The sequence below is a fragment of the Arthrobacter sp. FW305-BF8 genome, assembly GCF_021789315.1.
GTDB lineage: Bacteria > Actinomycetota > Actinomycetes > Actinomycetales > Micrococcaceae > Arthrobacter.
Window position 1 is genome coordinate 1967561 of record NZ_CP084561.1, and the last position, 23762, is coordinate 1991322.

20 protein-coding genes are annotated in these 23762 nt (G+C 66.3%); 12 read left to right on the forward strand and 8 right to left on the reverse strand.

Features of this window, described 5'->3' with window-relative positions; all coding sequences use genetic code 11:
* Nucleotides 1-47: 47 nt before the first annotated feature.
* Nucleotides 48-1403, forward strand: a complete 1356-nt coding sequence (locus LFT45_RS08770; RefSeq protein WP_236807962.1) for a MinD/ParA family ATP-binding protein — start codon at nucleotides 48-50, stop codon at nucleotides 1401-1403.
* A 97-nt stretch (nucleotides 1404-1500) separates the two neighbouring features.
* Here the strand turns inward: LFT45_RS08770 and LFT45_RS08775 are convergent, their stop codons facing one another.
* The gene (locus LFT45_RS08775) at nucleotides 1501-3321 is read right to left on the reverse strand and encodes an AMP-dependent synthetase/ligase (RefSeq protein ID WP_236807963.1); all 1821 of its coding nucleotides are present in this window, start codon (nucleotides 3319-3321) and stop codon (nucleotides 1501-1503) included.
* A gap of 194 nt (nucleotides 3322-3515) precedes the next feature.
* Here LFT45_RS08775 and LFT45_RS08780 point away from each other — a divergent pair, with 194 nt between their 5' ends.
* A complete protein-coding gene (locus LFT45_RS08780) occupies nucleotides 3516-4661 on the forward strand; it encodes an ROK family glucokinase (RefSeq protein WP_236807964.1) in 1146 nt (381 codons plus the stop codon).
* A gap of 25 nt (nucleotides 4662-4686) precedes the next feature.
* Here LFT45_RS08780 and LFT45_RS08785 read toward each other — a convergent pair whose 3' ends face one another.
* From LFT45_RS08785 to LFT45_RS08795, 3 genes are read right to left on the reverse strand one after another with little or no spacing between them, the layout of a single operon-like run.
* Nucleotides 4687-5391, reverse strand: coding sequence for a GlsB/YeaQ/YmgE family stress response membrane protein (locus LFT45_RS08785; protein ID WP_236807965.1), 705 nt, complete (start codon nucleotides 5389-5391; stop codon nucleotides 4687-4689).
* On the reverse strand, nucleotides 5384-6196 hold the full coding sequence (locus LFT45_RS08790; protein WP_236807966.1) for an alpha/beta hydrolase: 813 nt from the start codon (nucleotides 6194-6196) through the stop codon (nucleotides 5384-5386). Before LFT45_RS08790 ends, LFT45_RS08785 begins: the two co-directional genes overlap by 8 nt.
* Entirely contained in the window at nucleotides 6193-6981 is a 789-nt protein-coding gene (locus LFT45_RS08795; RefSeq protein WP_236807967.1) for an alpha/beta hydrolase, read from the reverse strand. Before LFT45_RS08795 ends, LFT45_RS08790 begins: the two co-directional genes overlap by 4 nt.
* Nucleotides 6982-7092: 111 nt before the next feature.
* Between LFT45_RS08795 and LFT45_RS08800 the strand changes: the two genes are divergently transcribed.
* Together LFT45_RS08800 and LFT45_RS08805 are read left to right on the forward strand one after the other, a co-directional pair.
* Nucleotides 7093-7818, forward strand: coding sequence for a lysophospholipid acyltransferase family protein (locus tag LFT45_RS08800; protein WP_236807968.1), 726 nt, complete (start codon nucleotides 7093-7095; stop codon nucleotides 7816-7818).
* Between the two features lie 75 nt (nucleotides 7819-7893).
* Nucleotides 7894-9285 carry a class II 3-deoxy-7-phosphoheptulonate synthase gene (locus LFT45_RS08805; RefSeq protein ID WP_236807969.1) on the forward strand — a complete coding sequence of 464 codons (1392 nt, stop codon included), beginning with the start codon at nucleotides 7894-7896 and terminating at the stop codon, nucleotides 9283-9285.
* A 133-nt stretch (nucleotides 9286-9418) separates the two neighbouring features.
* Here the strand turns inward: LFT45_RS08805 and LFT45_RS08810 are convergent, their stop codons facing one another.
* Both LFT45_RS08810 and LFT45_RS08815 read right to left on the reverse strand, forming a co-directional pair.
* Entirely contained in the window at nucleotides 9419-11668 is a 2250-nt protein-coding gene (locus LFT45_RS08810) for a protein kinase domain-containing protein (protein WP_442863609.1), read from the reverse strand.
* Nucleotides 11669-11781: 113 nt separating this feature from the next.
* Nucleotides 11782-13092 carry a lytic transglycosylase domain-containing protein gene (locus LFT45_RS08815; RefSeq protein ID WP_236807970.1) on the reverse strand — a complete coding sequence of 437 codons (1311 nt, stop codon included), beginning with the start codon at nucleotides 13090-13092 and terminating at the stop codon, nucleotides 11782-11784.
* 250 nt (nucleotides 13093-13342) lie between these two features.
* Here LFT45_RS08815 and LFT45_RS08820 point away from each other — a divergent pair, with 250 nt between their 5' ends.
* Nucleotides 13343-13696 carry an Rv2175c family DNA-binding protein gene (locus LFT45_RS08820; protein ID WP_236807971.1) on the forward strand — a complete coding sequence of 118 codons (354 nt, stop codon included), beginning with the start codon at nucleotides 13343-13345 and terminating at the stop codon, nucleotides 13694-13696.
* A gap of 104 nt (nucleotides 13697-13800) precedes the next feature.
* Here LFT45_RS08820 and LFT45_RS08825 read toward each other — a convergent pair whose 3' ends face one another.
* Nucleotides 13801-14895: a polyprenyl synthetase family protein gene (locus tag LFT45_RS08825; RefSeq protein WP_440158559.1), complete on the reverse strand. Its 1095-nt coding sequence runs from the start codon at nucleotides 14893-14895 to the stop codon at nucleotides 13801-13803.
* Nucleotides 14892-15449 carry a hypothetical protein gene (locus LFT45_RS08830; RefSeq protein ID WP_236807973.1) on the reverse strand — a complete coding sequence of 186 codons (558 nt, stop codon included), beginning with the start codon at nucleotides 15447-15449 and terminating at the stop codon, nucleotides 14892-14894. The genes LFT45_RS08825 and LFT45_RS08830 overlap by 4 nt, the downstream gene beginning before the upstream one ends.
* A gap of 141 nt (nucleotides 15450-15590) precedes the next feature.
* Between LFT45_RS08830 and dinB the strand changes: the two genes are divergently transcribed.
* From dinB to LFT45_RS08865, 7 genes are all read left to right on the forward strand, one after another.
* Nucleotides 15591-16751 (forward strand): DNA polymerase IV, encoded by a 1161-nt coding sequence (gene dinB / locus LFT45_RS08835; RefSeq protein WP_440158587.1) that lies wholly within the window; start codon nucleotides 15591-15593, stop codon nucleotides 16749-16751.
* Nucleotides 16752-17068: 317 nt separating this feature from the next.
* Nucleotides 17069-17440 carry a DUF3040 domain-containing protein gene (locus LFT45_RS08840; protein WP_102973963.1) on the forward strand — a complete coding sequence of 124 codons (372 nt, stop codon included), beginning with the start codon at nucleotides 17069-17071 and terminating at the stop codon, nucleotides 17438-17440.
* 437 nt (nucleotides 17441-17877) lie between these two features.
* On the forward strand, nucleotides 17878-18306 hold the full coding sequence (gene mraZ, locus LFT45_RS08845) for a division/cell wall cluster transcriptional repressor MraZ (protein ID WP_102973964.1): 429 nt from the start codon (nucleotides 17878-17880) through the stop codon (nucleotides 18304-18306).
* A 173-nt stretch (nucleotides 18307-18479) separates the two neighbouring features.
* The gene (gene rsmH, locus LFT45_RS08850; protein WP_236807975.1) at nucleotides 18480-19478 is read left to right on the forward strand and encodes a 16S rRNA (cytosine(1402)-N(4))-methyltransferase RsmH; all 999 of its coding nucleotides are present in this window, start codon (nucleotides 18480-18482) and stop codon (nucleotides 19476-19478) included.
* The gene (locus tag LFT45_RS08855; protein WP_236807976.1) at nucleotides 19475-20143 is read left to right on the forward strand and encodes a hypothetical protein; all 669 of its coding nucleotides are present in this window, start codon (nucleotides 19475-19477) and stop codon (nucleotides 20141-20143) included. Before rsmH ends, LFT45_RS08855 begins: the two co-directional genes overlap by 4 nt.
* Nucleotides 20144-20187: 44 nt before the next feature.
* Entirely contained in the window at nucleotides 20188-21996 is a 1809-nt protein-coding gene (locus tag LFT45_RS08860) for a peptidoglycan D,D-transpeptidase FtsI family protein (protein ID WP_236807977.1), read from the forward strand.
* Nucleotides 21997-22095: 99 nt separating this feature from the next.
* A complete protein-coding gene (locus LFT45_RS08865; protein WP_236807978.1) occupies nucleotides 22096-23757 on the forward strand; it encodes a UDP-N-acetylmuramoyl-L-alanyl-D-glutamate--2,6-diaminopimelate ligase in 1662 nt (553 codons plus the stop codon).
* The last annotated feature ends 5 nt before the right edge of the window (nucleotides 23758-23762 follow it).

A 23762-nucleotide genomic window follows, 5' to 3' on the forward strand; every position in this document is an offset into this window, starting at 1 on the left:
GCTGCCGCAAACCCATCCGGCAGCCAGTACGAAGCAGAGCGGAAACCATGACGCAGACCAATACGCCCAAGCCCGGGCCGCGCCCTGACCGGAGGCCTTCGATCTCCCAAGGCAGCGTCGTCGACCTTGCGGCGGAGCCCGTCACCGGTCCCGGCGGGGTGTCTCCGGCGGACGCAGCGGACCTGGCAGACGTCGCGCTGACCAGTGACGTGGCTTCGGCAGGGGACATCAGTGTGGTGACCGTTTCCGACGCCCAGGACCGTACGTCTGCCGGATCGCTCCCGGCAGTCGGCGGCGTGGTGCAGCGGGGGACGGTCACATCGGCCATGCCCGTTGTGACCGCCGGTCCCGGTGGAGCCATCGCGGAGCACAAAGACCTAGCTGACGCACCGGCCCCCGTTGAACCGCTTCCCGCGCCAGTTGATGAAGGTGAAGAGTCCAAGGACCTTCCCGGGCGCCGTGAACGGCCCGAGGGGCCGGAGTCTGCTGCCGCCCTGACCGCTGATCGCCTCCTGACCAGGGCCGCAGCCGCCCCGGTGTCGGGCTGGCGCCGCTGGCTGTACCAGGCAACGCTGGGCTACGTGAACCTTGGCGACTCGGACCAGGTCCGGATCCAGCGGGCCATGGAGCACCGCATCGCCATGCGCCTGGGGGAGCGGACCCGGTATGTGCCGGTGCTCTCGCGCAAGGGCGGCGTGGGCAAGACCACGGTCACAACCCTGCTCGGCATGGTGCTGGCTGAGCTGCGTGAGGACCGGGTCATCGCGATGGACGCGAATCCGGACCGGGGCACCCTTTCGGACCGGTCGCCGGGCAGGGCTGATTTCACGGCCCGCCAGCTGGTGAAGGACAGGTTCACGGTTGACTCGTTCGCGCAGCTGTCCAACTACACGGCGCGGGACGGTTCGCGCCTCGATGTGCTCGCCTCGGACACCGATCCTATGGTGGCGCACGCCTTCGACGACGCCGACTACCGCGCAGTTACCGACATCCTGGGCCGGTATTACTCGATCGTGCTCACCGACTCAGGCACCGGCATGGTGCACTCGGTCATGAAGGGCACCCTGGAGAAGGCCGATGCCGTGGTGCTCGTCTCGGGCGGCAGCGTAGATGAGGCCCGGCTGGCGTCCGAAACGCTGTCCTGGCTAGAAGCGCACGGCCGCCAGGATCTGGTCGCCAAGGCCACAGTGGTCATCAATATGGCTGCCGGTAACCGCACCCTGGTCAACATCAACGAAATCGAGCAGCACTTCCTGTCACGGGTCAAGAACGTGGTGCGGATTCCGCATGACCGGCACCTGGCGGAGGGCTCGCGGATCCGGCTGGGCCAGCTGAAGCCGGCAACCCGCGCCGCAGCCGTGGAGCTGGCCGCGCTGGTGGTGGACGAGCTGCAGCAGGCCTAACCCGGCGCCGTCGGGAGTTTTTGTCCACTTATTGGCCTCTGGAGGCGCCGGAAGTCCCGACAAGTGGACAAAAACTCCGGCCGGCCGCGAAGTCCGATCAGGCGCGGGTTGGCTTCGGCGACTTGTACATGTCCTCGATCACGCTTTCGAAGTCCTTCATGACCTGCGCGCGCTTGACCTTCATGGACGGGGTCAGGTGGCCGGAGGCTTCGGTGAAGTCACTCGGCACGATCCGGAATGACTTGATGGCCTCCGCCTGCGACACCGACTGGTTGGCCTGGTTGATGAGCTCCTGCACGGCGGCCTTGACCTCGGCATGCCCGGCGGCGTCGCCCAGGTTCGTGTCCGCCGGCAAGCCGTGGCGCTGCAGCCAGCCCGGCAGGGCCTCCTCATCGAGCGTCACGAGCGCGCCGATGAACGGGCGGTTGTCACCCACCACGAGGACCTGTGACACCAGCGCATCAGCCCGGATCTGGTCCTCGAGCAGCGCGGGAACCACGTTCTTCCCGCCCGCGGTGACAATGATTTCCTTCTTGCGGCCGGTAATCAGCAGGTAGCCGTCCTCGTCGAGCTGGCCGATGTCACCGGTGCGGAACCAGCCATCGGCGAACGACTCGTCTGTGAGGTCGGACCGCTGGTAGTACCCCCGCATGACGCAGGAGCCCTTGACGAGGATCTCGCCGTCGTCGGCAATCCGAACGCTGTTGCCGGGAATCGGGACCCCGACCGTCCCGATCTTGATCCGCTCCGGCGTGTTGACGCTGACGGGGGCCGTGGTCTCGGTGAGGCCGTAGCCCTCCAGGATCTGCAGGCCGATGCCTTGGAAGAAGTGGCCCAGCCGCTCGCCCAGCGGGCCGCCGCCGGACACCGCATGGGCCACCTCCCCGCCCATGGCTGCGCGGAGTTTGCCGTAGACGAGTTTGTCGAAGATTGCATGCCTGATCTTCAGGGCCAGGCCGATGCTGCCGGACTGCCGTGCACGGGAGTAGGCGATCGCCGTGTCGGCGGCCTTGTGGAAGATTGCGCCCTTGCCGCCGTCTTCGGCCTTGGTGAGGGCCGAGTTGTACACCTTTTCGAACACGCGCGGCACGGCAAGGATGAACGTCGGCTTGTAGCTTTGCAGGTCGGGCAGCAGGTGCTTGATGTCGGGGGTGTGCGCCACGGTGACGCCGGCGGCCACCGCCAGGACCGAGATAAAGCGTGCGAAGACATGTGCCAGCGGCAGGAACATGATGGTGCGGGACTGCTCATTGACTATGCCCCTCAGTGAGGTGGCCAAGGCGTTCTCGGACAGCTCCACAAAGTTTCCGTGGGTCAGTTCGCAGCCTTTGGGCCTGCCGGTGGTGCCCGAGGTGTAGATGATGGTGGCGAGGTCGCGGAGCCCGGCGGAGCGCCGCCTGGCCTCGAGCTCGTCGTCGCTGACGGCGGCGCCGGCTGCACGCAGGGGGTCGAGGCCGGCGCCCTCCAGCTGCCACACGTGGGTCAGTGCCGTGAGGCCTTCGGTGGCAGCGGCCTGCCGGATGATGTTCTCGTGGTGGTCCGATTCGCCGAAGGCAGCGACGGCCCCGGAGTCGCCCAGGTTCCAGGCGACCTGGGAAGGCGATGACGTTTCGTAGATGGGAACGGAAACGCCACCTGCGAACCAGATGGCGAAGTCGATGAGTGCCCACTCGTAGCGGGTACGCGACATGATGCCCACGCGGTCGCCCGCACCGACGCCGCTGGCGATGAGCCCCTTGGCGAGGGCGGACACGTCGGCCATAAATTCCTTGGCCCGGATGTCCTGCCACTGGCCGGCAGAGTCGAGGCGCGAAAACAGGGCAGGGTTGGATGCCTTGGCTGCCTGGCGCAGAACAAGGTCCGTGATATTGCTGTCCAGGGGGACGTTCGCCAAGGGCGGAACGCTGAATTCGCGCACGTTAGCTCCTTTGATATCCGTTGGCCGCAGCGGGTAGTCCTAACCTTAGTACGTCACCTGGCCGAGGCCGGCAGATCGTGGTTACCCATTAGTAACTTTACGGCGAAGTGGTGCGCGCCACCAGTGCGCAGGTCGTGTCGTCCGGGTGTCCTACCTGCGACGACGCTCTGCGGCGACACCTAGAATGGGGGACTATGCAGCCCTCCCCGCCCAACGAGCAGCCAGCCCCGCCCCTTGACTCCATCCGGAGCGGCGAGCCACGGGGCTGGGCGTCCCGGCGCGCGGAGACGCGGCAGTTAGTGTCGCGGCGCCTGGCTTCGGGGTACGGGGGTCAGTTGGCTGGCCACCGTCTCTTCCGGCAGCAACTGCGGCTGGGCCGCCGGGGACTTGCCATCGGCATCGACATCGGCGGCACCAAGGTTGCCGCGGGCGTAGTGGACGCCGAGGGCCGCATCCTGCGCGAGGCGCGCCGGTCCACGCCGGGAAGCGACCCGCGTGCGGTGGAGCGCGTCATCGTGGAACTGGTCGAGGAGCTGAGCGCAGGTGCCCGGATCCGGTCGGTGGGCATTGGCGCCGCCGGCTGGATGGATCTCGACGGCGGCACGGTGCTGTTCAGCCCGCACCTCGCCTGGCGGAACGAACCGCTGCGGGCGAACCTGCAGCACCTGTTGCGGCGCCCCGTGATGCTGGTTAACGACGCCGACGCTGCGGCTTGGGCCGAGTGGCGCTTCGGTGCCGGGCAGGGGCAGGACCGGCTGGTCTGCATCACCCTTGGCACTGGCATTGGCGGGGCCATGGTGATGGACGGGCGCGTCGAGCGCGGCAGGTTTGGTGTGGCGGGAGAGTTCGGCCACCAGATCATCATGCCCGGCGGCCACCGGTGCGAGTGCGGCAACCGCGGCTGCTGGGAGCAGTACGCCTCAGGGAATGCCCTCGGCCGGGAGGCCCGGGAACTGGCGATGGCGAACTCGCCGGTGGCGCAGGAACTTCTGAAGGCCGTCGACGGAAGCGCCGAGCGCATCACCGGAACCACGGTGACCGAACTGGCCATCGCCGGCGACGCCGCCTCCCGGGAGCTCCTGGAGGACGTCGGGAACTGGCTCGGTCTGGGGCTGGCGAACCTTGCTGCCGCCCTCGATCCCGGGAAGTTCGTGATTGGCGGCGGTCTGTGCGCGGCCGGCGAGCTGCTGGTAGCTCCGGCGCGCAAGGCCTTCGCCCGGAACCTCACCGGCCGCGGATTCCGTCCTGCCGCAGAAATTGACCTGGCCGCCCTTGGGCCGAATGCCGGCCTGATCGGGGCTGCCGACCTGTCCCGGGCCAGCAGCCGCACGCACCGCTGAGCCCCATCGACCGAAGACGGAAGCGTCAGACCCGGGCGCCGTCGTCGTTCTCGTCCTTCTCCTGCGGCAGCTTCATGATCAGATACACCACAGCCCCGATGAAGGCGGCCACCATGCCGAGGATTGCCAGCAGCGGCGCGGAGCGCCAGAACATCGACGACAGGACCAGGGCAACCGGAGCGCCGACGGCGCCCAGCCACGCGAGCATCGTCAGCGGGTCCGTCGCTGAAAGTTTGGGCGGCTCCTCCGGCACAAACTCACCGTCGTCGTCCTCGACGCTGTAGTCGCGCGGGTCCCCGGTGCCGGGGGGAACGCCAGGCTGTCCGGACCGGTCCGCTTTCTCCTGCCCGGTTGCTTTCTCACGGTCGGCGGCCTGCTGCCGCTCGGCGGCTGACAGTTCCCGGGGCGCCCGTGGCGCCAGACCTAGGGGATCGAAGTCGGTGAAGCGTCTTGCCGCGCCTTCCGGACCGGAACCGGCGTCCGGATATTCTGCCGGTGCAGGCCCGGCGTCGTCGGCTGCGTCGTCGTTGGTGGCCGTGCTGTGACGGGGACCGCCGTGATGGCGCGGGGACTTGGCAGCGGGGGATTGCCCGTCGCTCGGCACGTCGCCTGGTACAGCGTCCGCATCGGGAGCCGGGCTGTCGCCCTGAAGCCTGGCCACCAGGTCGAGCCAGACGGCGTCATCCTGGTTGGCACTCGGATCGGATGAATTCGAATCGGGCCTATTCATCGGTCGCGCCCTTCTGGCTGGCTGTCGCGGAGTCGGCGGATCCCCGGTGGCCGTCCGCCACCACGGAGCGGATGAAGTCCACCGAGCCGCTGAAGATCTGGTCGGCATCGTGGTCCAGCGTGGCCACATGGTAACTGTTGTCGAGCCGCGTGAGCTGCAGCGGGGCGTGGATGAGCCCGCGCCGCAGGGCCGTGATGCTGGTATCGGAAACAACGTGGTCCACCGTGGAGCGGAACACACGGACCGGCGCTGTAATGCGCGGCAGCAGCCGGACCGTGTCCTTGAACATCTTATTCAGTTCGTGGGCGGCTGCCACCGGGGTACGGGAATATGCGCCCTCGTCGACGCCCTGCTTGCGGATGTCGTTGGCTATTGCCGGCGTGCTCTTGAGGACCAGCTTGAGGACCCCGGCCAGCGGGGCACGGCGGTCATCAATGACAAGGCCGGGGTTGACCACGATGGCTCCGGCGACGGGCCTGGTCGCCGCGAGGCGCAGTGCCAGGGCGCCGCCCATGGACAGGCCTGCTGCGAAGACAAGGTCGCACTCGGACTCGAGCTCGAGGTACGCGGCGTCCATCGCGTTATGCCACTGCTGCCAGCGGTTACGGGACAGCTCCTGCCAGGTGGTGCCGTGGCCCGGCAGCAGCGGCATCCTGACGGCAAAGCCGGCGTCTGCGAACGACTGGGCCCACGAACGCAGGCTGTGTGGGCTGCCGGTGAACCCGTGGGACAGGGCGATGCCGATGGACGGCCCCTCGCCGGAGAAGGCGCTGGTGAACGGGCTGTGATCGGGAACTGTGGTCATGTCTTCTCCGACGGTATGTGGCTTCGGGAATGCAGCTGGAAAAACTGCGCCGAGGACTCGAAAATCTCCTGGGTGTCCGTGTCCAGCGTAGCCACGTGGCCGCTGTTCCTGAGCAGCACCACATCGAGGGCCGCCGAGCCGAGTCGCCTCCGGATCAGGCTGAGGGACGTCGGTGGCACCACAACGTCGTTGACCGACTTGAAGACCAGCACCGGGGCAGTGATCCGCGGCAGGCCGCGGACAGCGGCAGCGAACAGCCTCTTCAGCTGGTGTACCGCCGCCAGCGGCGTAACGGAGTAGTCGCCGTCGTCGGTGTGGGGCGCCGTCGGGTTTTCCTCCGCGATGGGCACGGTGGTTCTTTGGATGTACTTCAGCAGGCCAATGATCCGGACCCGCCGGTCGTAAAAGCTCAGGCCCGGATTGACGACGGCGACGCCCGCCACATTGTGGCGGGAGGCGGTGAGCAGGGCGATGGCGCCGCCCATGGAGAGGCCTGCCACGTAGCATTCGTCGGTCCTGGCCGCCAGCTCGAGATACGACTGTTCGAAGGCACCGTGCCACTCCCGCCATCCTGTCCTGGCCAGTTCCTGCCAGCTCGTGCCATGCCCGGGGAGCAACGGAACTGTGACGGCATAGCCCTGCGCGGCCAGGAACTCGGCCCACGGCAGGATGCTGAGGGGACTGCCGGTGAAGCCGTGGGAAATGGCGATTCCGATCCGCGCATTGGCTCCGTGTCCCGCATAGCTGAAAGCGGCGGGCCTTGTGCGGTCGCTGCTTTCTGTCATGGATCCATCGTGTCACTGTTCCGGACAATTCTCACTAGAGTAGGGTTGCATTGCAGTGCCGCCGGGCCCTTTGGAACGCCCGGGCGGTGGCCTTCCGGAGAGGTAAGACACGTGTTCTATTGGGTCATGAAGCGGATCTTCCTGGGACCGGTGGTCCGCACTCTATTCCGGCCGTGGGTCAAAGGGCTGGACAACATCCCGTCCGAGGGGGCGGCCATAATCGCCTCCAACCACCTTTCATTCTCGGACTCTATCTTTATGCCGCTGATGGTGCCGCGGCCCGTCATTTTCCTGGCCAAATCCGAGTACTTCACGGGCAAGGGGCTCAAAGGCCGGTTGACCGCGCTGTTCTTCCGGCTGACCAACCAGCTCCCCATGGACCGATCCGGGGGTGCGGCTTCGGCGGCCTCGCTCGATGCGGGCATGGATGTGCTTACCCACGGCGGACTGCTGGGCATCTACCCGGAGGGGACACGCAGCCCCGACTCGCGGCTGTACCGCGGGAAGGTGGGGGTGGCCCGGCTGGCCCTCCAGGCCGGTGTCCCCGTCATCCCGGTGGCGATGATCGGAACGGACAAGGTGCAGCCCATCGGCAAGCGGCTGCCGAACATCCGGCGGATCGGCATGATCTTCGGCAAGCCCCTGGATTTCAGCAGGTACGAGGGCATGGCCGATGACCGGCTGATCCAGCGGTCTGTTACGGATGAGGTCATGTACGAGCTCATGCGGCTCTCCGGGCAGGAATACGTGGACGAGTACGCCTCGGTGGTCAAGCTCAGGCTGGCGGGGAAGGCCGGGCCGGAGCCGGGGGAGGCCGGTTCCTCCCGGTCCGCGTAGCTGTCTGTGACGGTGCAGCCGGGCGCATGACAGTCCGGGTGTCCCGAGCCGGCCCAGCCAACTACTCTTAGTAGTGTGACTGAGCTATCTGCAAAACCTGCCTCTTCCCTGACCAGCACTTCACAGAGCGGTGCGGCCAACTATCCCGGACTCGACAACTGGCGGGACCTTCCCATCTCTCAGCAGCCGAGCTGGCAGGACTCCGAGGTCTTCAACGCCTCCGTCAAGGAACTGTCGGCGCTCCCGCCGCTCGTTTTCGCTGGCGAGGTGGACATCCTGCGTGAGCGTCTCGCCGCGGCAGCCCAGGGCAAGGCCTTCCTGCTCCAAGGCGGTGACTGCGCGGAAACCTTTGAGGGTGCCACGGCGGACAAGATCAGCGCACGGGTGAAGACGATCCTGCAGATGGCAGTGGTCCTGACCTATGGCGCGGCGATGCCCGTCATCAAGATGGGGCGCATGGCCGGCCAGTTCGCCAAGCCACGCTCCTCCAACGACGAGACCCGTGACGGCGTGACGCTGCCGGCGTACCGGGGCGACATCGTGAACGGCTACGATTTCACCCCCGAGTCGCGTGGCCACGACGCCAGCCGCATGCTCCGCGCCTACCACACCTCCGCATCCACGCTGAACCTCATCCGGGCATTCACCCAGGGCGGATTCGCGGACCTCCGTCTGGTGCACACCTGGAACAAGGGCTTTACCGAGAACCCTGCCCACGCCCGCTACGAGTCCCTCGCGCGCGACATTGACCGCGCCATCCAGTTCATGGCATCCTGCGGCGCCGACTTTGAAGCCCTGAAGCGGGTTGAGTTCTTTGCCAGCCACGAGGCCCTCCTGCTCGACTACGAGCGTGCGCTGACCCGCATCGACTCCCGCACCGGCCTGCCCTACGGCACCTCCGGCCACTTCCTGTGGATCGGCGAGCGTACCCGCGAGCTGGACCACGCCCACGTGGACTACCTGTCCCGGGTCCGCAACCCGATCGGCGTCAAGCTGGGTCCGTCCACGTCCGGCGACGACGCCCTGCGCCTTATCGACAAGCTGGATCCCGAGCGCGAACCCGGCAGGCTCACCTTCATCACCCGCATGGGTGCCGGCAATATCCGCGAGAAGCTCCCGTCCCTCGTGGAAAAGGTCACCGCCTCCGGCGCCCAGGTCCTGTGGGTCACGGATCCGATGCACGGCAACACCGTCACCTCACCCAACGGCTACAAGACCCGGAATTTCGACGACGTGATCGACGAGGTGCGCGGGTTCTTCGAAGTGCACCATGCCCTGGGGACGGTTCCCGGCGGCCTGCACGTCGAGATGACCGGGGATGACGTGGCCGAATGCCTCGGCGGCGCCGACCCCATCGACCAGGAAGCGTTCCTCGACCGCTACGAGTCGGTTTGCGATCCCCGGCTGAACCACATGCAGTCGCTGGAGATGGCGTTCCTCGTGGCAGGCGCGCTCACCCGCCGCTAAGCGGACCAACACCGCTAAGCCCACCAACACCGCTAAGCCCACCAACACCGCTAAGCCCAAAAGCAAAAACAGACCGGCACCGGGGACTTCCCGGCGCCGGTCTTTTGCTGTTGGGCTTCGCAGAAGGTCCCGGCTACACCACGGTCAGGGTGATGACGGAGCCCTCGGGCACCTCGGTGTCCACGGGATCCTGGTCCCGCACCGTGCCAAAGAAGCCGCCGAGGACTTCGTTGACGCGGACTTCGAAGCCGCGTTTCCGCAGCGCCTCGGTGGCGTCTTCCACCTGCTTGCCGATGTAGTTGGGCACCTTTACGAGCTTGGGCCCCTCGGAAATCGTCAGGGTGACCGTTTGGCCCCTTGTCAGCGTTCCCGAAGCGGGTTCCTGGCTGACCACGGCGCCCTTCGGAATGTTCCTGTCGTGGACGGTTTCGTCGGCCACCTCAGCTTGGAGTCCGGCAGCCTCAATTGAACGGACGGCCTCATCCTGGTCCTGTCCGCGTACGTCCGGCACCGGAATGGGCTGCGGGCCCTTCGAAACTGTGAGGCTCACCGGCGTGCCGTGCCGCACGGGCGTTCCGGCCGCCGGGGCCTGGCCTAGGACCGTTCCTGCCGGGATCTCCTCGTCGAACTTCCCGGTGACTTTGCCCAGGGCCATCTCGGCGCCGTTAAGCGCTTCCTTGGAGGCATCGAGCGTCTTGCCCGCCAGCTGCGGCAGGGGAAAAAGCTGCGGACCCTTGGACACGAACAGCGAGACCTGCTGGAATTTGCGGATCTCCGTTCCGGCGCCAGGTTCGGATCCCACCACGAGGCCGGCCTTGACATCGTCATCGAAGACGTCCTGCGTGCTGGACTGGAAGCCTGCGTCCCGGAGGAGTTGCTGGGCCTGCGCCACTGTCCTGTTCGCCACGGCCGGCACGATCCCGGGGGACCCCGGCCCCATGCCGAAGAACCATCCCGCGCCGGTGGCGAGGAGGGCGAGGAGCACCAGGACAACAATCCAAAGCGCGCCCCTGCGCCGGGAATTCCCCTCCCGGAGCGTCCGGACGGGAGTGGCCGCCGCGCGTGACCGTTCTTTTTGTTCGTGGCGGTCCAGTTTCCGCTGTTCCCGTTTGCTCAGCGGGAGCGGCGCCGCCTCCGCCTCGTCGTCGTCGTCGAATCCGTAGGCCGGAAGGACTGGGCCGGATTTTGGAGAGACGGGCCCTGGAGAGACAGGCCTCGGAGAGACAGGGGTCGGAGAGACAGGGGTGGAAAACACGGTGGTCGGATTGCTGGTGCGTGAGATGACTTCTGTGGGGCGGCTCCGGGGGACGTCATCGCTGTTTAGGGGCGCCAGCAGCTCGGTGTGATTTCCCTGGTCTGTCTCGTTTGCCTGGCTTCCCGGTGTTGCCGCGCCTCCCTGGCCGGGCAGGTTTCCTGGCATCCGGGACGGCATCCGGGCGGGTGGCGGCGGAGCGCCCGTGCTGCGCGGGCCAGCGTCGGGGACTGTGCCCGCCGCCGCGGCAGCCTGAATGGCTGCAGGGGGTTGCAGATCCAGTTCGGAGTCGGTGAGGTTGGTCCGGATGTGGCGGAGTTCCTCTAGCAGGGCATTGCCGTCCACCGGCCGCTGCTCGGGGTCGCTGGCGGTACACCACTGCACGAGTTCGTCCACCTCTTGCGCGAGCCCGGGAACCAGGCCAGAGGGAGCGCCCACAGTGGAGTTCACGTGCTGGTACGCCACCTGGACGGGGACGTCGCCCTCGAACGGCTGGCGTCCGGTGAGCATCTCGAACAGCATGATGCCCGTGGCGTAGATGTCGCTTCGCGCGTCGGCCGCTTTGCCCAGGACCAGTTCCGGCGAGAGGTACGCGACAGTGCCAATCAGGGCGCCTGTGCTAGTGGTGGTTGTCACGGCGCGCGCGAGGCCGAAGTCACCGATCTTGATCCGGCCGTCGTCGGCGATTAGGACGTTCTCCGGCTTGACGTCGCGGTGGATCATGCCTGCGGCATGGGCAGCCCCCAGGCCTTCCACCACCGGATCGATGAGTGCCAGGGCCAGCCGGGGGGACAGGGCGCCCTTGCTGTTGATGACGTCACGGAGGGTATGCCCCTTGATGTACTCCATGACGAGGTAGGCGGTGTCTCCGTCGTGCCCCTGGTCGAGGACGCCCACCACGTGCGGGTGTGAGAGCTTGGCGGCTGCCCGTGCTTCGCGGGCCAGGCGGTCGAGGAAATTGCCGTCGTTGACCAGGTGGGGATGCAGGACTTTCAGTGCAACATCACGGTCCAGCCTCTGGTCCGTGGCCACATAGACGGTGGACATCCCGCCCCGCGCCAACCGGGACTTCACCTGGTAGCGGTTGTCCACCAGCGATCCAACGAAACTGCCTAAAGCGTTTTCCTGCACTCTTCGATACTAAGTGCTGCACTGAAACGGGTCCGAATCAACATGCGATCCGGACCCGTATCGTTATGCTCCCGGCGGCCAGGGTACCCCGGCCCTGAGGGCAATTCAGGGCATCAGCTGAAGGTCCTGCGGTGCGCCTTGATTGCTGCCACGTAGTGCTTCGTGTCGGTGTACATTCCGTGCTTGTTGACGGAGTACTGGCCCTGGTAGTAGCCGGCGATGGCGTAATCCAGGCTCCTGCTGGTCCGGATCAGCTGGCGGATGATCGCCACTCCGGCGGTGGCGTTGTCGTACGGGTCAAGCAGGTTCAGCTTCCGGCCCACGAGGTCGGAGGCCCATTCGCCGGAGGACGGGATGACCTGCATGGTGCCAATGGCGTTAGCCGGTGACACGGCCCGCTGGTTGAACCCGGATTCCTGGTACGCGAAGGCCTGGGCCAGTGCCGGATCCACGCCCATCCGCCGTGCCGTGTCGGCCACGATGGACTGCATCTGGGCAAGGGACGGAACCGGCGAGGCGTTGAGCAGGGCCTTGTTCTTGTTGGCCGAGCTAACAACGGCTGCCGGGTAGGTGTAGCCGAGGAAGGAGCTGGGCACGAGCGGCGTGACGCTGGATGCCGGCTGGACGGCGTTGGCCTTCCCGGGAATGGCGAGCTTCTGGCCAGGGTAGATGATGCTGGTGACCTTAAGCCGGTTCGCCGACAGGATGGCCGCGAGCTTGACGCCGTGCCTGGATGCGATGCCGGACAATGTGTCCCCGGACTTGATGACATAGGACGCTGAAGGGGCGGCAGCCGGTGCGGCCGCCTTGGCCGGGGCCGCAGCGACAGCGGCGCCGGCACCGAGCCGGATCTTCTGGCCGGGGTAGATGATCGATGATGCCTTGAGCCCGTTCCAGCTGAGCACCTGGGAGAGCCTGACGCCGTGCCGCCCGGCGATGCCGCCCAAAGTGTCGCCGGACTTGACGGTGTAGGTCCTGGCAGCCGTTCTGGCGGGCGCCTGGGCCGCTGGAGCCGTGGCGGCCTTCAGCTTGATCCGCTGCCCCGGGTAGATCACGGAGTTTGACTTCAGGTTGTTGAGCTTCAGCACGGAAGTGGTGCTCAGCCCGTACCGGCCGGCGATGCCGCTGACCGTGTCCCCGCGGACCACCGTGTGGGCCGCCGGCGTGACGCGGGTGGGCTGAAGGCCTGAAGGAATCGCAGCCGGCACGGAGGCTGCGGGGATGATGCCCGCTTTGACTGCGGCGGCCTGGGCCTCGATGGCCGCGGCGAGCGTCGCGGGCACTGTAGCGGGCCGGACGTCGGCCGCTGCGGGCTGGGCGACCGCGAGGGAGGAAAGCATGACGGCAGGGAGCGTGGCCGTCGTGGCCGCGATCAGGGGCAGGCCCGGCCGGGGTGACTGCTTGGTAGAGCGGGTCGTCGTCATGGGAAAGATCCTCTTCTCAGCGGCGAATGCTGTCGGTCGTGCCAGTTGCTCGTGATACCTATGTTACTGATGTTAATCGTGTTGCGAATGTTATCTATGTGAATCTCTCACGATTTTTCGGTTAGCACAAGAATCAGATTTCAGCCGGAAAGTCCGCCGGGCTGGGAGTGTCGCGCGCGAAAATGGAACGCGCGCACACGGGCGCCGTTTCGACTAGGCTTGCGGGCGCCCGCCATGGCAACCTTGACCCGTGAGTACTGTAGAAACCCTTGTAGGCGACTGGTTGCCCCTGCCCGACGTTGCCCAGTTGTTGGATGTGTCCATTACCAAAGTCCACGGGCTTCTTGATGAGCGGGCGCTGGCCGCCCTGCGGATCGGGGAACGCCGGATCCGTTCGGTGCCGGCGGCATTCCTCCAGGACGGCCACGTCGTGGACAGCCTCAAGGGCACCATCGTTGTGCTGGCAGACGCGGGCTTCTCGGACGAAGAGCTTATCGGCTGGCTCTTTACCCCTGACGAGTCACTGCGCGGGCGGCCCATCGATGCCCTCCGTGAGGGTCGCAAGACAGAAATCCGCCGCCGGGCGCAGTCCCTGGCTTGGTAGTAGACCCAGTCTCGTAATAAACCCAGTCTGGTAATAAACCCAGCTTGGTAATAAACCCAGCCTGGTTATAGACCCAGTGTGATGAAACGGGCCGGGCCGGCCGCTTAGGCGGCCCGGCTCACCGTCGCCTCCGCCAGCCGCCGGAGTGCGGTCTTGGGGAGGTCCTCCAGCGGCAGAAGCTCGAGGGCTGCGTACGCCGCCGCGCCGAACTCCTCGATCAGCACCTCTGTGGCCTGCAGCGCTCCGCAGTCCGCAATGATTCGGCGGATCTCGGCCACGTCGTCCTCGCTCAGCTCCGGGCTACCGAGCTTTGAGTCGATGAACGCGGACTCCTCGGGCGTGGCCAGGTCCAGGGCGAAGGCCACGAGCACTGTCCGCTTGCCCTCCCGGAGGTCGTCTCCCGCGGGTTTTCCGGTGGTCACCGGGTCTCCGAAGACGCCCAGGACGTCGTCGCGGAGCTGGAAGGCCTCGCCCAGGGGGAGTGCGAACGCGGAGTAGCCCCGGAGCAGTTCGTCAGAGGCCCCGCCGAGCGCCCCGCCCAGCGCGAGCGGATGTTCCGTCGAGTACTTGGCCGACTTGAACCGGATGATTGACTGGGCGCGGCTGACAGCCCCTGCACGGTCCCGGACCGGCCCGGCCACCTCTTCGAGGATGTCCAGATACTGGCCCGCCATGACCTCCGAACGCATCAGGTTGAAGATCAGCCTTGCCCTGCTTCCTGAGGCCGCCGTTGCGCCGATGTCGGTGAAGGCTTCCTCGCTGAAGGACAGGCACAGGTCGCCGGCCAGGATGGCTGCGGCGTGGCCGAAGCGTTCGCTGTCGAGGGCCCAGCCCTGGGACTCGTGTAGTTGAATGAAGCGGCGGTGCACGCTGGGTCCGCCCCGGCGGGTGTCCGACCGGTCAATGATGTCATCGTGGATCAGGGCGGCGGCTTGGAACAGCTCAAGGGCCGCGCCTGCTGTGACGATGTCCTCGGCGGAGGCAGGACCGCCCGCTCCGCGCCATCCCCAGTAGCACATAAGGGCGCGCAACCGCTTTCCGCCGGTGACCAGGTTGGAGATGGATCCCATGATGGGATCGATATCCGGCGAGATGGCGGTCATGATCGACTGCCGGGTGGTCAGGAAGTCTGTCAGCTTTCCCGCTACGGCGGCCACGAAGTCCGCCTGCTCCACGCGAAGCTGCTCGGCCACCATCACTTGATGGACTCGGGCGTCACGTTGGCGCCGATGGTGAACGTTGAAACTCCGCCGGATTGGGGGACTGCGATGTTAACCGTCTCGTTTCCTGCCCGTACAAAGTCCTTTGATGCCACGCTGCCCACCGAGTTGCCGGGGACGGGCTTGAAGCCCTGCGCTTCCAGCGCCTTGGTGTAATAGGCGACGACGGCGGCTGGCTTGGCCGACGTTGAGCCCACCAGTGCGGCGGTGGCCGGGGAAGTTGACTTGTCGAAGCTGCTGGCCACCACCTTGGCCCCGGGCATCACGGGCACAAGCTTTGACGGGAAGCCGGCGACGAGCGCTCCCACGGTGGCCGACGTGCCGGGGGAGGCAGACGGACTGGCGGTTGCCGTGGGAGACGCCGTGGCGGCTGCCGTGTTCGTTGGCGCGGCAGCGCGTGAGGCCGATGCCGTCGCCGCGGGCGTTGCGGAACCGGGCGCCTGTGCCGAGCACGCTGAGGCCGCCGCCACTACGGCCGCTCCAACGGCGAGCAGCCCAAGGCGGGCAGGCATGAGCGTTCCAATGACCTTCACAGGTGCGGTCCTCCTGGGTGTTGATGCCGGATTCAGCCTCCAGTTTAGTCAGGCGCAGGGCATAGGATTGCAGATGTGGGGCCGGACGACGACAGAGAGCAGGCGGAAGCGCGGCTGCGGGACCTTCGGCGGGCGAGCATCATGCACGTCGATATGGACGCTTTTTTTGTCTCGGTGGAGCTGCGCGCCCGCCCTGATCTGCGGGGCCGGCCGGTCATAGTGGGTTTTCCGGCGGAGCGTTCCGTCGTGCTGTCTGCTTCGTATGAGGCCCGCAGGTTCGGCGTGAAGTCGGCGATGCCCATGGCGGTGGCCCACCGGCTGTGTCCGCAGGCCGTTATCATCGAGCCCAGGCACAAGCTGTACTACGAGGTCTCCGGCCAGCTGATGGGCATCTTCGAGTCCATTACCGAGCTCGTTGAGCCGCTCAGCGTGGACGAGGCGTTCCTTGACGTCGGAGGGGCCATCCGCAGGCTAGGTCCGCCGAGTGAAATAGGGCAGCTGATCCGAAGGAGGGTCGCCAGCGAGCTGGGCATTACGGCGTCAGTGGGGATTGCCGCCAGCAAGTTTGTGGCCAAGATCGCTTCCACCCGGTGCAAGCCGGATGGGCTGCTGCTCATCCGGCCGGAGCAGACCGTCCCGTATCTTCACAGCCTTCCGGTCAACGCCCTGTGGGGTGTTGGAGGCAAGACTGCTGAAGTGCTGGCCCGCATGGGGATCCGTACCGTGGCCGATGTCGCCGCGACGCCGGTATCCTCGCTCAAGAAGGTGCTGGGCGCCACCGGCGAACACGTCCACCGTCTCTCCTGGGGTATCGACAGCCGGACGGTCACCCCGGTGCGGGTAGAGAAGAGCATCGGGGCGGAGGAAACGTTCGCCTTGGACACAGCGGACGATGCCCTGCTGCACCGCGAGCTGCTGCGACTGTCCCACCGCACTGCCGAGCGGCTGCGCGCTTCCGGGCTGGTGGCACGGACTGTGGCGCTCAAGCTGCGGTACGCCGATTTCTCCACGGTGACCCGAAGCCGCACGGTGCACACGCCACTGGACAGCGCGCAGCTGATCTACGCCGTGGCCATCCAGCTGCTGGAGTCGCTGGGCAGCCGGCCCCTCATGGTCCGGCTAGTGGGTGTCCGTGCGGAGCAGCTCGAAGCGGCCGCCCAGACCTCCCTTCAGCTGAGCCTGGACAGGCGCGACGACAACTGGCGGGCCGCTGAACAGGCACTGGACAAGGTGGCGGAGAAGTTCGGCAGCAAGTCCGTGCTTCCGGCCCGGCTGCTTGAGCCGGGAAGCCGCAACCCCTGACGTGATTCCGGCGACACCCGCCGGTGCGGGAAACCGCGTTCATGGGCGCGAATCGGTGTCAGGTCAAGGGCCAGCCTCTTTTGCCGCCCGTGAACAGCGTCTTTCAGAACAGCGCCCAACAAACTATCCTTATAGATACAAAGATTTCGAACGTCTGGACATGTGTGGATCACCTGACCCGCCGCGTCAGTATGCTTGAATTCCTGGATCTGCCAAGGCTGGCAGGAACGGGAACCTGGATAGCATGCCGGTCGTTGACGAGGCAGGAACAACCGGTTCCGGCCTGTCTGGACGTTGGCCTACTTAAGGAGGTCGTGATGCCGCTCTCGGAGCACGAACAGAAGCTGCTCGAGCAACTCGAGAGGCAACTGCATGAGGACGATCCCAAGTTTGCCAATTCCATGGGCTCGGATCCCGGCCGCAGCTGGTCCACCCGGCACATCGTAATTGGCGTACTGGCCACACTGGCCGGGGTGCTGCTCCTCCTGGTAGGGGTCTCCCTCCAGAACATATTCGTAGGGGTCCTCGGGTTCGTCGTCATGGGCGCCGGAGTTTACTTTGCCACGATGCGCAGCGTTGCGGCCGGCAAAGCGAAGGCCGGCGGGCATGGCCGGAAGTCCAAGAGCAAGAGCTCCTTTATGAACAGCCTCGAGGAACGCTGGGATGAAAGGCGCCGCGGGGAGTCCTGAGCCCAGCGCTCCACTTCCCACCACCTCCACTTCGTACCATCCTCCACACCGCACCATCCTCCACATCGCACCACCATCCACATTGCGCCACCGGGTCCAGCTCCGGTTGGGCGCCAATAAGCCAGGAATGACCCGCCACGGCGGGTCATTCCGCTTTAACCCGGGGAACTGCGCGTGTAACCCGGGGAACCGCACGGGAGCGGGCGTGCCAAAGCTGAGATCGCTGCGGCGGCAGTAAGGCGAAGCGGCCGAATTTCCCTCCACTTTCCACCCCCAGGCAAAATCCCCGCCATTCCGCGGAAAATTGTTTGTCTCCGCGGCAGAGAAGTCACCGCGTCGCGTTGACTGTGGGGAGAAGTGGAGTAAAGTGGAGCGCGTAAGAGGGTAGTGGCAGCGCGGGGGTTGTTCGGCTTCTGACGGCAGACGGGCGGTGGGACGTGTTCCTTGGGACACACTCGCCGCGTCTTGACGAAAAGGGCAGGATCATTCTTCCCGCCAAGTTCCGTGAGGAACTTGCCGGCGGACTTGTTCTCACGCGAGGCCAGGAGCGCTGCATCTACGTCTTCAGCGAGCAGGAATTCGCGAGGGTACACGAGCAGATCCGGGAGGCTCCGATCTCCAACAAGTCGGCTCGTGACTACATCCGGGTTTTTCTCTCTGGAGCCTCGGACGAGGTACCTGACAAGCAGGGGCGCGTGACCATTCCTCCCGCGCTCCGGGAGTATGCAGGGCTCGGCAGGGAGTTGGCCGTAATTGGGGCCGGCACCCGCGCGGAGATCTGGGATGCCCAGGCCTGGAATGAGTACCTGGCGGAGAAGGAAACCTCCTTCTCTGAAACTGACAACCCCATCGCCGGCATCCTTTAGGCCGGCCCACCCCGTAACCGTTTCTTGGACGAGATCTCCAGCCGCCCATCCCTGCCGACGACCTGGCTCACTTCCCCGGAGCCAGGCAGCCAACGGGATAGGCGCGGATGGGGATCTGGCCCAAGAAACCACCCCCAAGGAACCGTTCCAGGCGCTCAAGGAAGGACGAAGGCATGACAGAACCCGACCAGCCGAAGCCCACGTCCGAACGCCATGTACCGGTCCTGAAGGACCGGTGCATCAATCTTTTGGCGCCCGGATTCGAGGCGGCACGCCTGCGCGGTGAAACGCCGGTGGCCATTGACGCCACGCTCGGGATGGGTGGGCACTCTGAAGCCATGCTCCAGCGCTTTCCGGACCTGCACCTCGTGGGCATCGACCGTGACGAAGAAGCGCTGGCACTGGCGGGGGAGCGGCTCAAGCCCTTCGCGGCCCGCACGGACCTGGTCCACGCTGTTTACGACGAAATCGCCGAGGTGCTGGAGGACCTCGGCATTCCGGAGGTCCACGGCATCCTGATGGACCTCGGGGTCTCGTCCCTGCAGCTCGACGAGCGCGAACGCGGTTTCGCCTATTCCTTTGACGCACCCCTGGACATGCGGATGGACACCAGCCGCGGCCAGACTGCGGCGGACGTCGTAAACAACTACAGCGAAGAGGAACTGGTCAGGATCATCCGCAAGTGGGGTGAGGAAAAGTTCGCGGGGCGCATCGCCAACAGGATCGTTGCCGCCCGGGCAGCAAAGCCGTTCACCACCACGGGGGAACTCGTCGAGCAGATCAGGGCGGTGGTTCCGGCTGCCGCAGCCAAGTCCGGCGGACATCCGGCTAAGCGCACCTTCCAGGCCCTGCGCATCGAGGTCAACGAGGAACTCGAGGTCCTCGAGCGTGCTGTTCCGGCGGCGGTGGACGCCACCGCGCTCGGCGGCCGCATCGTCGTGATGTCCTACCACTCGCTGGAAGACAAGATCGTCAAGGGCGTTTTCCAAGCCCGCTCCAAATCATCTGCTCCGCTCGGTTTCCCCGTGGAGCTTGAAGAACACAAGGCCGAACTCAAAACCCTGACCAAAGGCACCGAGGTGCCTACCGCCGTCGAGATCGCAGAGAATTCGCGCGCAGCATCAGCCCGGCTGCGCGCAGTGGAACGCATCAGAGCCAGGAGAGCAACATGAGCACCGCAGCTGCCAGGAACCTCGCCCTTCCGTCCGGCCCGAGCGTCCACGACATAGAGGCCGGGCTTCCGGGCTCGGCCCGCAAGGCCCGCACCCCCCTGTCCCTGGTCCGGTCCGCACCGCGGAAGCGCCGCGCGCCCTTCGTCGTCCTGTGCTTCGGCATGCTGGCGGCCGCGCTGATTGCGGTGCTGGTGCTCAACATCTCTGTTTCCACAGCGCAGTACCAGTTGGTGAAGCTTCGCGCCGAGCAGACGGCGCTCACCAAGCAGAACCAGGATCTGACACAGCAGGTGCAAAACTTTGAGGCTCCCCAGAATCTTGCTGCCAAGGCCGCACAATTGGGAATGGTTGCTTCCACCGGCAAAGGCCAGGTTGATCTTTCCACGCTGACCGTGAGCGGAGATGCCAGGCCGGCGGTCAAGGGAGACTCGGCAGGAGCGGTGATCGCTGCCCCTGCCGTCCCGGGTCAGCTGAACGTGGTCCCGCCCGCCAGTTCGGGCGAGCCGCTGGAAAGCAGGGCACCGGCTGCCGGTGAAACGGCAGTTGCCGAGCCGGAGGCGGCCCCGGCCGCTGCGACGCCGGCCAGGCCGGCGGCTGCGGCCAAGCCCGCGGCACTCAACGGCGGCACCATTCCGGCGCCGGAGCAAAGGGCGCCGGGGCAGTAGGGCAAGAACAGGCGGCTGGTAGCCCGCATGGCAAGCAGTAGGGGATGAGCGTGGCGCAAGGCAAGAGCAAGGCAAGCAAGAAGAAGGTTGCTAACGCCACGAAGCGGCTCCGCCTCGGACTGAGCATCATGCTTGCCCTGCTGGTGGTTGTCGGCGGAAAGCTCTTCCTGGTGCAGGGACTGGACGTCGGCGGCATGGCTGAAGCTGCCCTGGACAACAGGCTGCGCCCCACCGTGCTGCCGGCCGAGCGCGGCAGCATCCTGGACGCCAGCGGAGCAGTGCTGGCGAACAGCGTGATCCGCTACAACATCACTGTTGACCAGTCTGTAAACACCAAGACCGAATCCTTCAAGCGCCTGGAAAAGGTAAACGGCAAGGACGAACTCGTCACCGTTTCCCGGGACCAGGGGATCACCGAGCTTGCCGCCGTCCTCGGCATGGACACCGAGGACGTGCGGAAATCCGTCACCGGGACCAGGACCTACTACATCGTGGCCAAGGACCTCCGGCCGGACGTCGAAAACCGGGTCTCGGAACTGCAGATCCCGGGCATCTTCTCCGAGGGAACCAGCAAGCGTGTCTACCCGAACGGCTCGGTGGCCGGCGGCATTGTGGGCTTCCTTGAGAACGGAACCACCGGCCAGGCCGGCCTTGAGCAGACCCAGGACGAAGTACTGCGCGGCACTGCGGGCAAGCGCGTGTTCGAAATCGGCGCCGACGGCCTCCGCATTCCCGTGGGCATCGATGAACTGACGCCCGCGCAGGACGGCAAGGACGTCAAGCTCACGCTGAACTCCGACCTCCAGTACTTCGCCCAGCAGGCTATCCAGACCCAGTCGGACAAGCTCAGCGCCGAGTGGGGGGTCATCATCGTCTCGGACGTGAAGACGGGCAATATCATCGCCATGGCCGACACCAATACGCCCGATCCCAACGACCCCGGCAAGGTGGCCGCGGAGGACCGTGGCGTCCGCTCCGTAACGGCCGCTTACGAGCCCGGTTCTGTGGAAAAGATGATCACCGCCGCCGCGGTCATCGAAGAAGGCAAGGCCAAACCGCTGGACACGTTCGTCATCCCGCCGTCCCTGGTGGTGGACGGCCAGCAATTCGACGATTCCTTTTCCCATGGGACCGAGAAGCGGACCCTGGCGGGCATCCTGGGCTGGTCCATGAACACGGGCACCGTGATGGCCGGCCAGCGCCTCAGCAAGGACCAGCGGCACGACTGGCTGCAGAAGTTCGGCATCGGTGAGGCACCGGAGATCGGCCTGCCGGCCGAGGCGAAGGGCATCCTGACCCCGGCCGACCAGTGGGACGGCCGCCAGCAGTACACGGTGCTCTTCGGGCAGGGTGTCTCGCAGTCGACACTCCAGACGGTCCGCGCCTACCAGTCCATCGCCAATGACGGCGTGATGCTGCAGCCGCGGCTCATCGACAGCTACATCAGCCCGGACGGAACCGAGGAAAAGGTGGCGGCCAAGCCGTCCCGCAGGGTGGTCTCGGAGCAGACGGCGCAGCAGGTGAGGGATATCCTCGAAAGTGCCGTCACCGAGGGCCAGATCAAGGAGGCCGCGATCGACGGCTACCGGGTCGGGGCCAAGACTGGTACCTCACAATCGCCCTGCGACGACGGGACCGCAGGCTTCTGCGGGTACACCGCCTCGATGGTGGGGATGGCGCCGATGGACGATCCGCGGTTTATTGTGGAGGTGGTCCTGCAGCGTCCCAAGGGGTCCATTTACGGGATCACCAACGGGCCCGTGTTCCGCTCGGTCATGAGCCAGGCACTGCGGACGTACAACGTTCCGCCGTCCAAGGGCACGCCCGTCAGGCTGCCGCAGTTCGCCAAATGACGCAGTTCGCTAAGTAACGCCCGCCAAGAAAGACCCGCGGTACACCTGAACAACAGTTCTGCCGTGTCCGCTGGTCCGCTAGCACCAACGGAGATCCAGTTGTCACAGCACCATGACCCCGGCACTGCCGACGCCCCGGAGGGGCAGGCATCCAAGAGCGGCTTCCGGCCCACCGCCGTCGCCGCCGTCGAACTGGGTGTCATCGGCCAGTCAGTGGGTGTTCCCGTGCCCCCGGCCTCCGAGTCTGTTCAGGTCACCGGCATCTCGCTCGACTCCCGCTCCGTGGAACGCGGAGACCTTTATGTTGCCCTGCCGGGAGCGGCGCGGCACGGTGCCGACTTCGCCGCAACGGCGATCGAGGCCGGCGCGGCTGCAGTTCTAACGGACGACGCCGGCGCGCGGCTTCTGGCCGTCGGCTCGGACCTCGCTGTGCCCGTGCTGGTGGTGGCGGAGCCCCGCAGCGTGGTGGGCCGCCTGTCCAGGCTGATCTACCGGAGCCAGGACGCAGACCTCCCGGGCCCCTCGGTGTTTGGCGTGACCGGCACCAATGGAAAAACCACCACCACGTACTTCATCAATGCCCTGCTGCAGGCGATGGGCAAGAAGACCGGGCTCATCGGCACCATCGAGATCCTGGCCGGCGGGGACCCGATTCCGAGCCTCCTGACCACCCCGGAATCCACCGATGTCCACGCCCTGCTTGCCCTCATGCGGGAACGCGGCCTTGACGCCGCATCCATGGAGGTCTCCTCGCACGCGGTGTCCTTCCGCCGCGTGGACGGTGTGGTCTTCGACGTCGTCGGTTTCACCAACCTCACCCAGGATCATCTGGACCTGCACGGCACCATGGAGGAGTACTTCCGGACCAAAGCGGAGCTGTTCACCGCCGAACGCGCCCGTGCCGCCGTCGTGACGGTCGACGACGAGTGGGGACGGCGGCTCGCCGCCCAGACTGAGCTTCCGGTCACCACGCTCGCAACCCTCCAGCCCGGCAGCGGGCCGGCGGCCGGATCAGCAGCCGCTGACTGGACCGTCACCGCCCCCAAGCCTCGCGGCCTCGGTACGGAATTCACCCTCCGCGGCCGGAACGGCTTGGAACTCCGCGTGCACACGGGCCTGCCCGGCGCGTTCAACGTCTCCAACGCGGCGCTGGCCCTGACGATGGTGCTCGCCGGCGGTGCAGACCCTGCCGAAGTGCAGGCGGCACTCGATGCCCGGGATCCGTTCACCGTCGCGGTGCCCGGCCGCATGCAGCTGGTCTCCGCCCGGCCGGCCGCCGTCGTCGACTTCGCGCACAACACGGATGCACTGGCACGCGCCCTGGAGGCCGTCCGGTCCGCGGAGCCCGCGTCTAGGGTGATCGTGGTTTTCGGCGCCACCGGCCAGCGCGACCAGGGCAAGCGCCCGTCCATGGGCGCGACCGCAGCCCGGCTCGCCGACGTCGTGATCGTCAGCGACGACGACCCCCACGATGAGGACGCCGCGGCCATCCGCGCCGAAGTGCTGGTCGGTGCGACAGACGCCAAGGAAGCCGAGCGGCTTGACTGCAAAATCATGGAAGTTTTCCCCCGCGATGCTGCCATCCGTGAAGCAGTCAACCTGGCCGCTCCGGAGGACACCATCCTGGTCGCCGGGCGCGGGCACGAAGTGTGGCAGGAGGTCAAGGGAGTGAACCTTGCCCTCGACGACAGGGTGGAACTACGGAACGCCTTGACGGCACGAGGATTCACCGTTCTCCAAGACGACGGGATAGAGTCCTAGACCGA

What these genes read in the sequence shown, in the direction of transcription:
- LFT45_RS08770 (WP_236807962.1), top strand. Translation starts at nt 48, where the DNA reads ATGACGCAGACCAATACGCCCAAGCCCGGGCCGCGCCCTGACCGGAGG.
- LFT45_RS08780 (WP_236807964.1), top strand. Translation starts at nt 3,516, where the DNA reads ATGCAGCCCTCCCCGCCCAACGAGCAGCCAGCCCCGCCCCTTGACTCC.
- LFT45_RS08785 (WP_236807965.1), bottom strand. Translation starts at nt 5,391, where the DNA reads ATGAATAGGCCCGATTCGAATTCATCCGATCCGAGTGCCAACCAGGAT.
- LFT45_RS08790 (WP_236807966.1), bottom strand. Translation starts at nt 6,196, where the DNA reads ATGACCACAGTTCCCGATCACAGCCCGTTCACCAGCGCCTTCTCCGGC.
- LFT45_RS08795 (WP_236807967.1), bottom strand. Translation starts at nt 6,981, where the DNA reads ATGACAGAAAGCAGCGACCGCACAAGGCCCGCCGCTTTCAGCTATGCG.
- LFT45_RS08815 (WP_236807970.1), bottom strand. Translation starts at nt 13,092, where the DNA reads ATGACGACGACCCGCTCTACCAAGCAGTCACCCCGGCCGGGCCTGCCC.
- dinB (WP_440158587.1), top strand. Translation starts at nt 15,591, where the DNA reads ATGCACGTCGATATGGACGCTTTTTTTGTCTCGGTGGAGCTGCGCGCC.
- LFT45_RS08840 (WP_102973963.1), top strand. Translation starts at nt 17,069, where the DNA reads ATGCCGCTCTCGGAGCACGAACAGAAGCTGCTCGAGCAACTCGAGAGG.
- rsmH (WP_236807975.1), top strand. Translation starts at nt 18,480, where the DNA reads ATGACAGAACCCGACCAGCCGAAGCCCACGTCCGAACGCCATGTACCG.
- LFT45_RS08855 (WP_236807976.1), top strand. Translation starts at nt 19,475, where the DNA reads ATGAGCACCGCAGCTGCCAGGAACCTCGCCCTTCCGTCCGGCCCGAGC.
- LFT45_RS08860 (WP_236807977.1), top strand. Translation starts at nt 20,188, where the DNA reads ATGAGCGTGGCGCAAGGCAAGAGCAAGGCAAGCAAGAAGAAGGTTGCT.